The following is an 11,492-nucleotide window of genomic DNA, read 5'->3' on the forward strand; positions in this document are numbered from 1 at the left end:
TGGCTAGCCTCCATCGTCGCCGCGCGCGACCGGCACGATCGGCTCCAACCCCTTTGCCTTGAGCCGTTCGTTGAACGCCGCAAGATCGACCTTCAACACCTGGTTGAGAGCTTCCAACTGCACCTGCAACAAGCCCGAAAGCTCCTTGAACACCTCGAAGGACTGGTCGGTCGGGCGGTAATCGCCCCCTTGGACGACGCCCAGCAGGGCGGCGATGCGGTTGTTCAGCTTGATGGGATAGTTCAGTGGATCCTGACCCGACTGGTTCTTGACCTGGTAGATCTCCTCTTCGATCCGCGAGAGCTTCTCACTGAGGCTGTGGGCTTCGGCCCCAAGGTCGGTCGCCTGCTCGGCGGCCTTCTCCGCCTTGGCCTTGATGTCCCGAATCTCCACGACGGCATCATTCGCATCGTTGACGCGCGCGACGATCCGGCGCGACAGCTCGAATTGGGCCACGAGGTCCTCGTCGGTCGCCTCGGCCTGCGGGTGACGCAGCACGCGCATCGACTCCGTCAGCACCTGTCCTCCCGCGGTGAGCCGAAGGGTGTACGTCCCCGGCGGCGCTTGGATCGGCCGGGGCCCCGCGGCCCACAGGATCATGCCCGGAAAACCCCGGTAGGACGGGTACTGCAGAGACGAGATGGACACGGAGTGCCAGCCCGCCTTCGAGGGATTCGCGCGCGACCGCCCCACGACGAATCCGTCGCGATCCAGCACCTCGAGATCCACCGAGTCGAACTCCTTGGTGAGCATGTAGCGGATTTGGAACCCGCTGGGCGGGTTCGCCCCGGCGTCCTTCCCGCTACCGCCCCATCGCAGCAAGGGCTGCGCCTTGGGTTTGAACAACAGCACCCCGTTCGATGCGGAGGCGGGAAGTTGCTGGAGCGGCGTGACGTCGTCCATCACCCAGAAGCCACGGCCGTGCGTGGCGAGGATGAGGTCGTCGTCCTTGAGCACGATGTCGTGCACCGGCACCACCGGGAGGTTCTGTTGGAGGGACTGCCAACGATCCCCGTCGTTGAAGCTCACCCAAACGCCGGTCTCGGTGCCCGCGTAAAGCAGCCCCTTGCGATGCGGATCCTCCCGGACGACGCGCACATAGGTATCGGATGGGATCCCCACCACGATCTCGCTCCAGGTGCGTCCGCCGTCGCGCGTTCGGTAGATGTGCGGCGAGAGGTCGTCGTTCTCGTGGTTGTCGACCGCGAGGTACGCCGTTCCCGAGGCGTGCCAGGACGGCTCGATCATCGAACACAAACCCCACTTGGGCATCTGGGAAGGCGTCACGTCTTGCCACGATCCGCCTCCGTTGTGCGTCACGTGGACCAGCCCGTCGTCCGAACCCGCCCAGATCAAGCCCCGCTCGATCGGCGACTCCGCGACGGTGAACACCGTGCCGTAAACCTCCACACCCGTGTTGTCCTTGGTGATCGGACCACCCGAAGAACCGAGGGTCGACGGGTCGTTGCGCGTGAGGTCCGGGCTGATCTGCTTCCAACTCTGCCCGCCGTTCGTGCTCCGCATCACGTACTGCGACGTGGTGTACATCATGTTGGGGTCGTGGGGCGAGAACACGATGGGGAACGTCCACTGGAGGCGATGTTTGAGATCGATGGCGCCATGGCCCATCGGGTTGTCGGGCCAGATGTTGACGTCCCGGTTCTGCCGCGTCCGATGGTTGAGCCGCTCAAGCGCTCCGCCGTAATTGCCGCCAAAGACGACGTCCGGATCGTCCGGTTTGGCGACCACGTAGCCGCTCTCCCCGCCCGCCGTGGAGGTCCAATCGTCCCGAGTGATGCCCTGCCCGTTGGTGCGGCTGGGGATCCGGACGGTGCTGTTGTCCTGCTGGGCGCCGAGGATGTTGTAGGGGAACGCGTTGTCGGTGGACACGTGGTAGAACTGGCCCGTCGGCATATCCTGTTCGGTCCACGTCTGACCTCCGTCCGTGGTCACGCTCGCGCCTCCGTCATTGGCCTCGATCATCCGGCGCGGGTCGTTGGGATCGATCCACAGGTCGTGGTTGTCCGAGTGGGGCGTCCTCACCCCCCGGAACGTCTTGCCCCCGTCGGTCGATCGCGCAAATCCCACGTTGAGGACGTAAACCGTGTCCTTGTCCTTGGTGTCGGCGAAGATGCGCGTGTAGTACCACGCGCGCTGGCGGTAGCTGCGGCTGTCGTTCACCAACTCCCACGTGTCGCCCGCGTTGTCGGAACGGAAGATGCCGCCCGACAGGTTCTCGACGATCGCGTAGACGCGGTTCGGGTCGACCGGCGACACGCTGACTCCGATCTTCCCCATCATGCCGGGCGGCAGCCCGGCGTTCCGGGTCAGGTCCTTCCAGCTCTTGCCGCCGTCGACGCTCTTGTAGAGTCGGCTGCCCGCGCCCCCGCTGTTGAGCGCGTACGGCGTGCGCCACGCCTCCCACGTGCTCGCGTAGAGCACCTCGGGGTTGGAGGGGTCCATCGAGAGGTCGATCGCGCCCGCGCGGTCGTTCACATAGAGGATCTTCGACCACGTGCGGCCGCCATCCGTGGTCTTGAAGATGCCCCGCTCGGGCGAGGGTCCGTAGACGTGGCCCAACGCGGCCACGTAGACGGTGTCGGGGTCCTTGGGATGCACGCGCACGCGGGCGATCGACTGGGTGTCCTGGAGCCCGACGTGGGTCCACGTCTTCCCAGCGTCGCTGGACTTGTACACCCCGTCCCCGTGCGAGATGTTGCCTCGGATTTCGGTCTCGCCCATCCCGACGTAGACGATGTCGGGGTTGGACGGGCTGACCCCGATCGCGCCGACGGACCCGGTCTTGAAGAACCCGTCCGATACGTTGCGCCAATCCTCGCCCGCGTTGGTGCTCTTCCAGAGACCACCGCCCGTCGCGCCCATGTAGAACTCGTCGGGCCGCCCAGGAACCCCTGAGACGGCGACCGAGCGCCCCCCGCGGTAAGGCCCGATCGATCTCCAGTTCAGACCCGAGTAGAGCGAGGGATCGATCGTCTGGGCAAGGGCCGAAGGCGTCGACCAGGCGATGAGGGACGCGATGACGAAAACGAAAACGCTGCGAACGGTTTGCATGGACCCACCCTCGAACCCGACGGGGTTCGATGCCGAGAATCTACCCGGCGGGGGAGGCTGTCGGTTGCCTCGATGCGGATCTCGAGACCCCCTCGCGCTCCCTCTCGAACTTCTCCAGTGCCCTTGGGAACCACTTGTAGAGCCCCTCGGCCTGATACCCGACGACCCGCTCCAAGACCGTTCCCTGTGGGTCCATGAACAGCACGTCCGGAATGCCGTTGACCGCATACCGGTCCGCCAACTTCTCGTCCCGGTCCACGTCGATCTTCACCAGCACGAAGGGCTTGGCGGCCTCGATGAACTCGGCCTCCGGGAACATGCTCTTGGTGTAAGCCCGGCAATTCAAACACCAGTCGGTCCCGAAGAAGACCAGCAACGGTTTGCCTTCGTGCCGGGCGCGGGCCAGACCCTCTTCGAGCGTCGAAGACCAGACGGCCGGCACGGGCTTGGGTTTGAGCGGGTAGAAATCGGCCGGCACCGCTAGCTTGGTGGCCTTTCCAACGACCGGCCCTCCCCCGCACCCGCACAGGAGCGCGAGGAGAACCACTCCTCCGGCCAACGTCATCCCCCCACGCACAGCCATCTCCTCCATGTTACAACGACCGGGCCAAGAAGTCCCAAGGATCTACGGCAACTTGGTTCGGCGCAGGCAACTTTCGTGGTCGATCGTGCAACGGCCCGCCCCTTCCGCTTCCGCCCAGGCGACGAACTGCAGATCGGAAGCCGCCATGTCCAGACCGTGCACGGATTCGATCCCGAGTTCGGCAAGCTTGCGCGCCCAACTCCCATGCTCGCCGCGGAACGCTTGCTGGGCGTGGTACACGCGGTGCAACAGAGCGATCACGGCCCACGCCGGATCCTCGACAAAGGCGGGGGCGTCCTCCACGCGCGTGGAGAACTGCACGTAGCCCCAATGCTCGGGTCGGTGCATGTCGACAGCCCATTGCGGGGACCAGACCCAGTTGTCCTCCTTGAGGCCCAACACCTTCCCGTAGCGGCCATCGACCACGGTGTGGCGCCACTCGACGCGCGAGAAGTTGATGCGCCAGCGATCGCCGTCTTTGGGAGGACTGGGCCGCCCGGCGCATTCACCGAGCACCTTCCAAGGCAGGGCCAGCTCCACGGACCAGCCTCGGTCCTCGTCGCTGGGATCGTTCAACGTCCCATCGACGTCGACCGCGCTTTGCAGACCGGGGATCTCCCACGCGTTGATGGCGGGGCCACCGTTGCGGTACGGCCGTGCCAGCAAGAGGTCCCACACCGTGCCCAGCGCGTTGATCTCGATCTCGTAGTAGCGATGGTTGTCCCCGTCGGGGTCGAGGAAGACCTCGAAATCGTTGTCCTGAAAGATCACCGAGTCGTGCTCCGTGAGGGTTCCCCACACGTGCGGCTCCTCCAACTCGGCCCCGATGTAGAAGAAGCGCTCGTCCCACAGCATCTTCGCGCGGGTGCGATGCCGGGGCGCGGGCTGCGCGTCGCCTTCGATGTCGACGAACGCGTCGGTCCACGCGGCATGGGCCCAGAACGGTTTGTCGAGGCGCCCGTCGATCGTGGGAGGGCCGGGCGCGCGAAGGCACACGTAGCCCTTCGGATGCGCCCAGCGGCTCGAGGGCTCCGTCAAACAGGCCACTCCGCGACGCGGGCGGTCTCGATGATCGCGGGATTCTCCTCGTGCGGATTGTCGCGCGCGTCGCGCGGAAGGTGCACGATCTTCTCGACGACATCCATGCCCTCGACCACCTGACCGAACACGGAGTACTGCCCGTCGAGATGGGGAGAGGTCTTGTGCATGAGGAAGAATTGGCTGCCTGCCGAGTTGGGGTCCGATGTGCGGGCCGCGCTGAGGATGCCCGGGGTGTGCGGGATCGAGTTGAACTCCGCGGGAAGCGTGTAACCGGGGCCGCCGGTGCCGTGCCGGCTGCGGTCCGGACTCTTCGAGTGGGGGTCGCCCCCCTGGATCATGAATCCGGGGATCACTCGGTGGAACCGCACCCCGTCGTAAAACCCTTCGCGGCACAGCTTCTTGAAGGCCTCCGCGTGTTTCGGTGCCTTCTCGGTGAAGAACTTCACGACGATGCGGCCCTGATTGGTGTTGAGAACCGCGACCTCATCGCCCTCTGCGGGCGCGGTGGCGCCCGGGGCGGCGGTGGGGCCGAGTTCGGTGGGTGAATCGCTCATGCCGGGGGTTTACCCGGTTGACCCCGTGCGCCGCAGCGCCGCCTTAACCGAGCCGTGGTGGCACTTCGAGGCGCGCCGCAATGTCGTTCACCTCGGAAGAGCGGCCGTTCTTGCCCACCGCGTGATCCACCCGGGACGCCAACTGGTACACGGCGTCGGTCAGCGCGTCGAGTCGCTGGGACAGCTCGTCGCTCTTGGCATTCTTCTGGTGCAGGATCTCCGCCATCTTCCGCTGGTGGTGCAGCAGAAACGGCACGAGCAGCACAGCCGTGCCGAGCGTGACAGACGCAAGCGCCAAAAAGAAGATTTCGTCAGGCATCGCACTCCAAGGATACAACCGGTTCCGTCAAGGAGCGGGACCTTTGGGAAGGAGGCGCGACTACTCCTTCGCGATCTCGGCGTCGTTGTCGTGGACGCGCTGGTTGGCGGCGGTCTGCACCCCTTGCGCCACATCGATGTCGTGGCGAATCACACCGGGATCGGCGTGCGGATCACCGACGGTCACCTGCTGCGAGGGTCCGCAGCCGGCCGCCGCAAGGGCCAATCCGAGCAGGGCTTTGATTCGTAGGTCCATGGGGCCTCCGAATCGTTTGTTCCATGCTCAGCCCGGTTTCTTGGGCGTGAACGTCAACCGGGCGCGCATCTCGTCGCCCTCGTCGTCGAAGAGCGTCGAGAAGCTCTTGCGGTCCTTGGCGACCGTGAAGACCTTCTTGTCCTCCTCCTTGGGCGCGACCCCGTTTTGGGTCACCGTGAGCATCTCGAGCTTGTCCGCCTTGAGGGTCCACTTGCCCTCCACACGATCGGGCTTCTCCTTTCCCGGTTGCGTGGCGGTCAGCGAGAACGTGCCGTCCGCGCGCATCGTGAGCACGACCTTGACTTGTGCGACCATCGCCTGGAGCGAATCCCGCATCTTCGCCGTCTCGGCATCTTTCGCCTTCGCCGGATCGGGAATCTCGATCGTCAGAGCGCCCGTCCACTCACCCGCGAGCGGGGACTGGCCGAGAGCCGCCCCGAAAGAGCCCAACACCAACATGCCAACGGCAAACGATTTCAAGCAACGCATCGGATCTGCATCCTCCTTCTCCGGCCCGAAACGGCACGTCAAGCGCCAGGCCGTTTCCAAAGCTTCGCGACGGGATATTCGGTTCCTTCCGAGAGCATGTCGGCAAAGAAGCCCCAGGCGGCCGCGCCGTCGAGGCTCTCCGGTTCGAGCAAGTGGAAGGTAAGAACCGCCAGCGGCGTGTTCGTAGGCACCAGGAAGCTGCCCGCGGGGAACTCCACCGTCTTGCGCTCGAACGTTCCCTCCAATCGAATCAGCCGGTGGCCCTGGAAAGGGCTCGCGTCTTGGTTCCGCTGGGCGATGTGGAACCGATCCGCCTCGCCCTTCCACGGCTTCGAGAGCTCGCGAACATCGATTCCGTGGCGCCGCAGCAGGGCGGCCACCTCTTTTTCAGAAGCTGGCAGCAGGTAGGCGGCCGGCAGCGGCGCCGCTTTCGACGTCTTGAACCGGTCGAAGATGGGCATGCTCGCCTCGACGAACTCCGTGGGCTTGCCCGTGCGCCGCGGGGCACCCTGCTCGGCCGGTTTCTCGAGCAGCACGGCCTCGGTTCCGCGCTGGTCCATCTCGAACCGAACCCCGAGCTGAGGGGCGGTCTCGGGATGGCTCCCCCACGCCACGGCGCGGGCATCGGCGGCCTTGGCCATCGCGATGACCTTCGCGGCATCGCGGGCGAGTCGACCCAGCACGGCGGCGACGAATCGGTCGGTGGCGATCACCCTCTCCTCGAACGGAAGGTAGGAGAACGCTTCCGAGAGCACCCCGATTCGGCCGCGCACCCCCGCATAGTTCGTCACGTAGCGCGGCTCCTCGCCAAAGGTCAGCCACGCCTGCCCGCTGTCCCGCCGCGCGGTATTGCCGTAGTCGAACGTCTCCAACTTGTACTGATCGCGCAGCTCTTTGCGCACGTCGGGCAGAAGCTGATCGCGGCTGTAGGCCAGGATCTCGGGGTCGGTGTTCGGGTTGAGCGGCGGCGAGTAGGTGAGCCCGTACCCGTGGCGCGTGCCGTTCGTGGTGTGCAGGTCCATCATCGCGTCGGGGTTCCACTTCGCGTACACGTGCTCGAGCACGCCGCGCATCTCGGGCGACTCGGCCTTCATGCAGTCGCGGTTGAGGTCGAAGCCCTGTCCGTTGGTGCGCACGCCCACCTCGTCCGGTCCGTTTTGGCCCGGACGGTTGCGCGATCCGGGCGCGAACTTCTCGTTCCCGTCCGCGTTGTAGATCGGGTCCACGACGAGCACGAGGTGGTCGAGCAGTCCGTGCGGGTCTTGGGACACGCGCCGGAGCAGCATCTGGGCGGCTTCCTTGCCCTCGACCTCGCCCGCGTGGATGTTCGCCTGGACGTAGACCACGGCCTTGCCGGCCCGGTGCGCCTCCTCGGGCGAGGAGACCATCGGCCGGGCGGCGACCACGAGCGGCATCTTCCGCCCCTCGGTGCTCACGCCCATGTACGTGATGCGGATGGGCGCGCCCTTCTTGTCGAGCGCCTCGAGGAAAGCGATCACATCGTCGTAGTGCGACGTCTCGCGATACGCGGTCCGCTCGGCACGCGTCTGCGGCCAGGCGTCTTGGGGCGGCATCAGGGCGGTGGCGAAGAGTGCGGCTAGCATGGTCGGATTATGGTTTGTGGTTTGTGGTTTGTGGTTGGTGGTTGGTGGTTGGTGGTTGGTGGTTAGCTTGCGATGGGTCGGAGTTCCTGCAGCTTCTGCTCCACCAGACCGACGGCTTCTCCGAGCGTCTCATCGTCGAAGGCGAACTTGGCTCCGGCGGCTTCGAAGAGCTCGGGAAGGGGGCGGGTGCCTCCGAGGGCGAGCATCCTCCGGTATGCCTGGACGGCGCCCGCGGGATCGGTGAGCGAGTTGCGCCAGACTTGGAGCGCACCCAGCGAGGCCATGCCGTACTCCACGTAGTACATCGGCACCACGAAGATGTGGAGTTTCCGCTGCCACCCCATGGCTCGCTCGAGCTCGAGTCCGGTCCAGTCCACGCCGGGCATGAACCGGTTCCAGAGCTCGGTCCACTTCGCCTCGATCGCCTCCGGGTCGCAAGCTTGGGCAGGGGTCTCGTACGCCCAGTGCTGGAACGCGTCCACCACGGCCATGTACGGCCAGAACTGGATCACACCTTCGAGGTGCTTGATGCGCGCCCGCGCGGCTTCGGCCTCGGAGTAGAAGCCCGTCTCGGGGTCCGAGAGGTACCGGCCCGAGAGCAGCTCCATGGACATCGACGCGACCTCGGCGATCTCCGAGGTGTAGGCGAGTTGGTGGACGTAGGGCAGATGCGCCGTCGCGAACACGTGGAACGCGTGCCCCGCCTCGTGCAGGAGCGTCTGGACGTCGTCGTGCACGCCGGAAGCGTTCATGAAGATGAACGGTTTGCGCACGACGTCGAAGTTCGTGCAGTACCCGCCGGGCGCCTTGTTCTTTCGGCTGTCGAGATCGAGGAGCCCCTCGTCCGCCATTTGCCGGAACTGGCCGCCCAACTCGGGATCGACCTTGGCCAGCACGCCCTGGCTCCGCTCGACCAGGCGTTCGACGTTTTCGAACGGGTGGAGCGGCGCCTTGCCGGAGGGATCGACGTCGAGGTCCCAGGGCCGGAGCGCTTCCACGCCGAGGGCCTCCCGCTGACGGGCGTAGATGCGGGAGGCCGCGGGCACGACCTGTCGCTCGATGGCCGCATGGAACTGCTTGCACTCCTCCGGCGAGTAGTCGAACCGGAACAGCTCCCTCCACTTGTAGGTGCGGAAGCTGTCGCAACCGGCATTGCGGGCGATCTTTCCGCGCAGTTCGTAGAACGAGTTCCACAACTCGTTCAGCCGCTCGCGGTCCTCCAGTTTTCGACCCACCATCATGCGCCACGCCTTCTCGCGCCGGGTGCGGTCGGTCTCCTCGAGCACGGGATTGAGGCGGGCGACCGGGATCTCCTCGCCTTCCCAGACCACGGTTTGCGCGCCGACGATCTGGTCGTACTCTTGGGAAAGCTTCATCTCCTGGGCGAGAAGGGGCACGTTCACTTCGCGGTAAAGCTCGGCCTCCGCCCGCATGTTGCGCAACGGCACGTCGAACCCTTCCGGCTCGAGCCCGGACGCCAAGAGCTTCTCCTTCAGCCGCTGGTCGGCCTTCTGCGCCTCCTGGTAGACGCCGTCCAGGTACGCGTTGAGGCGCGCTTCGGCCTCCTTGTCGGCCGTGTTCACCGACGTTGCGACGAACAGGCGCTGCTCGGTCTCCCGCACCATCTCGGCGAGCCGAGACCAGCGCGAGAGCCACTGCCCGACGTTGGCTTGGTTCAATTCGGCGCTCTCCAGCTCCCGGTAATGGGGGGCGATCGCATCCCACTCCAAGCTCATGAACTCCTGGGCCGTCGAAGGAAGGGTCGTTTCCATGCCCCATTATCGCCCTTTCCGCCCTCGCGCCACTGGAAAGCCGACACCCTTGGACCCGTTCGAACGTAGAACCCTTAGCCATGCCCTTCCTCGCCGCATTCGCCGCTGCCGTCGCCCTCCAATCCGGGTCGGCCCAGGTTCCGTTGGACGTCGTGCTCTCCAACGTCCGCCACGCGCTGGAGATCGAGAAGTTCGAGGCTCTGCCGCGAGGATTCCAAAGCACGGGAAAGGCCACCTATTTCGGCGAGGAGTCGTCGTACAGTGGCATCTTCACGCCCTCGGGCGACTTTGTCGAAACGGTCGCGGGCAATTTGGGCAACGCGCACGGCTTCGACGGCAAGGTCGCGTGGGAAGCGGACTGGACCGGCGCGACCCGGTCGCTGGCCCTGCGCGACCGCGAGCTGCTCTTCTCCAGTGTCGCGATCCAAACCGGGCGCTGGCTGGGAAAGGAGTCGCCGTTCGACATCTCGCTCCCCAAGGAGCCCGACGGCGACGCGACCGTCGAGCTGGAGCTCAGGTTCCGCGGCGGGATCCACAAGACCCGGATCACCGTCGACCGCGCGACGTGGCTCCCCGTGTCCGAATCCTATGAAAGCAATGCCGGCGAGAGCGTCACCACGTTCTCCGACTGGCGTCCGACGATCGCGGGCAAGGTGCCGTTCCGCATCGAGAACTCGGAAGGGGGCCTCACGAACGTGATCCGGATCGAACGCGTCGAGCCCACGCCCACGTTCGTTCGGAACCCATTTGCGAGCCTCGGGTGGAAGGCGTTGGACACCACGTTCGACACGGCCGTTCCCGCCGCCGTCGAGGTCAAGCGCGCGTTCACGGGCCACATTCTGGTCCATCCGCTGCTGGACGGCAAGGACGTGGGCTGGTTCATCCTCGACAGCGGCGCGGGCTCGATGGTCGTCGATCCGAAGGTCGCGGACGAGGTCGGCATGCCGAAGGTGGGGAAGGTCCCGGTGGTGGGCATCGGCGGGGTGCTGATGGGCAGCTTCCGGCAGAGCAAGACGTTCGCCCTCGGCCCCGCCACCATTCGCGACCTGAAGTTCATCGAGATCGATCTGGCGCAGCTCTCGGGGATCTTCCGCACGAAGATCGCCGGAATCGCCGGCTACGACGTCTTCCGCCGCGCGATCGTGGAGCTGGGGCTGAAGGACAACCGGCTGGAGCTCCACGACCCCGTTTCGTTTCGCTTGGCGAAGGGCGCCTGGCAACCCCTGATTCTCGATGGCAAGCACCCAATCGTGCAGGCGACGTACGAGGGGGACCGCAAGGGCTTCTTCCGCCTCGACACGGGGGCCTCGGGAACCCTGACGTTCGGGGGAGACCTCGCTTCGAAACTCGCCGAGGGCCGCCCGACCAAGCCGATCATGCTCGGTGGCGTTGGCGGGATGATGAACGCGAAGGTGGGGACGATCGAGTACTTCGACCTGGCGGGACACCGCTTCGAGAAGCCGGAGGTCACGTTCATGACCGACAAGCGCAACGCGCTGGCCAACGAGTTCCTGGACGGCAACATCGGCCAGGACCTGCTGCTGCCCTTCACGATGGTGTTCGACTACGGCGACCAGCGCATCGCCTTCGTGCAGGAAAGTGACGCCCCCCTCCCGGCCAGGTCCGGCCGCTGGCCCGTCCCCCTGCCGTGACGGGGTGCCACCGGGTGCCACATGTTGCCACTGGGCCTCCAACAAAGGTGCCACGCCCGCTTGACGGGCTTGCCGAGATGTACCGCTCCAACAAAGGTGCCACGCCCGCTTGACGGGCGTGCCGAGATGTACCGCTCCAACAAAGGTGCCA

Annotated in this window: 10 protein-coding genes; 1 reads left to right on the plus strand and 9 read right to left on the minus strand. The window is 65.8% G+C overall.

All coding sequences use genetic code 11. The annotated features are described in order from the left end of the window. Positions 1–3: 3 nt before the first annotated feature. The 9 genes from M9921_04235 to M9921_04275 all read right to left on the minus strand — a co-directional run bounded on the left by M9921_04235 (position 4) and on the right by M9921_04275 (position 9,689). The gene (locus tag M9921_04235) at positions 4–3,072 is read right to left on the minus strand and encodes a hypothetical protein (protein ID MCO5296044.1); all 3,069 of its coding nucleotides are present in this window, start codon (positions 3,070–3,072) and stop codon (positions 4–6) included. A gap of 40 nt (positions 3,073–3,112) precedes the next feature. Beyond that, positions 3,113–3,655 (minus strand): thioredoxin family protein, encoded by a 543-nt coding sequence (locus M9921_04240; GenBank protein ID MCO5296045.1) that lies wholly within the window; start codon positions 3,653–3,655, stop codon positions 3,113–3,115. Positions 3,656–3,697: 42 nt separating this feature from the next. Beyond that, on the minus strand, positions 3,698–4,693 hold the full coding sequence (locus M9921_04245; protein ID MCO5296046.1) for a carbohydrate-binding family 9-like protein: 996 nt from the start codon (positions 4,691–4,693) through the stop codon (positions 3,698–3,700). Next, positions 4,690–5,250, minus strand: coding sequence for a peptidylprolyl isomerase (locus M9921_04250; protein ID MCO5296047.1), 561 nt, complete (start codon positions 5,248–5,250; stop codon positions 4,690–4,692). The genes M9921_04245 and M9921_04250 overlap by 4 nt, the downstream gene beginning before the upstream one ends. Before the next feature lie 43 nt (positions 5,251–5,293). Then, positions 5,294–5,569 carry a hypothetical protein gene (locus M9921_04255; GenBank protein MCO5296048.1) on the minus strand — a complete coding sequence of 92 codons (276 nt, stop codon included), beginning with the start codon at positions 5,567–5,569 and terminating at the stop codon, positions 5,294–5,296. A gap of 60 nt (positions 5,570–5,629) precedes the next feature. After that, on the minus strand, positions 5,630–5,824 hold the full coding sequence (locus M9921_04260; GenBank protein MCO5296049.1) for a hypothetical protein: 195 nt from the start codon (positions 5,822–5,824) through the stop codon (positions 5,630–5,632). Between the two features lie 27 nt (positions 5,825–5,851). Beyond that, complete coding sequence (locus tag M9921_04265) at positions 5,852–6,313, minus strand: copper resistance protein NlpE N-terminal domain-containing protein (protein ID MCO5296050.1); 462 nt, start codon at positions 6,311–6,313, stop codon at positions 5,852–5,854. Positions 6,314–6,351: 38 nt separating this feature from the next. Continuing rightward, a complete protein-coding gene (locus M9921_04270; GenBank protein MCO5296051.1) occupies positions 6,352–7,917 on the minus strand; it encodes a M14 family metallopeptidase in 1,566 nt (521 codons plus the stop codon). Positions 7,918–7,979: 62 nt separating this feature from the next. Further along, positions 7,980–9,689 (minus strand): M3 family oligoendopeptidase, encoded by a 1,710-nt coding sequence (locus M9921_04275; protein ID MCO5296052.1) that lies wholly within the window; start codon positions 9,687–9,689, stop codon positions 7,980–7,982. Positions 9,690–9,769: 80 nt separating this feature from the next. Between M9921_04275 and M9921_04280 the strand changes: the two genes are divergently transcribed. Then, positions 9,770–11,341: a retropepsin-like domain-containing protein gene (locus M9921_04280; protein MCO5296053.1), complete on the plus strand. Its 1,572-nt coding sequence runs from the start codon at positions 9,770–9,772 to the stop codon at positions 11,339–11,341. The last annotated feature ends 151 nt before the right edge of the window (positions 11,342–11,492 follow it).

Source organism: Fimbriimonadaceae bacterium (assembly GCA_023957775.1).
In the GTDB taxonomy this organism is placed as follows: Bacteria; Armatimonadota; Fimbriimonadia; order Fimbriimonadales; family Fimbriimonadaceae; genus JAMLGR01.

Bases quoted from the DNA above. Each gene is read 5' to 3' on its own strand.
- M9921_04235 (MCO5296044.1), bottom strand. From the start codon at position 3,072: ATGCAAACCGTTCGCAGCGTTTTCGTTTTCGTCATCGCGTCCCTCATC.
- M9921_04240 (MCO5296045.1), bottom strand. From the start codon at position 3,655: ATGGCTGTGCGTGGGGGGATGACGTTGGCCGGAGGAGTGGTTCTCCTC.
- M9921_04250 (MCO5296047.1), bottom strand. From the start codon at position 5,250: ATGAGCGATTCACCCACCGAACTCGGCCCCACCGCCGCCCCGGGCGCC.
- M9921_04255 (MCO5296048.1), bottom strand. From the start codon at position 5,569: ATGCCTGACGAAATCTTCTTTTTGGCGCTTGCGTCTGTCACGCTCGGC.
- M9921_04260 (MCO5296049.1), bottom strand. From the start codon at position 5,824: ATGGACCTACGAATCAAAGCCCTGCTCGGATTGGCCCTTGCGGCGGCC.
- M9921_04265 (MCO5296050.1), bottom strand. From the start codon at position 6,313: ATGCGTTGCTTGAAATCGTTTGCCGTTGGCATGTTGGTGTTGGGCTCT.
- M9921_04270 (MCO5296051.1), bottom strand. From the start codon at position 7,917: ATGCTAGCCGCACTCTTCGCCACCGCCCTGATGCCGCCCCAAGACGCC.
- M9921_04275 (MCO5296052.1), bottom strand. From the start codon at position 9,689: ATGGAAACGACCCTTCCTTCGACGGCCCAGGAGTTCATGAGCTTGGAG.
- M9921_04280 (MCO5296053.1), top strand. From the start codon at position 9,770: ATGCCCTTCCTCGCCGCATTCGCCGCTGCCGTCGCCCTCCAATCCGGG.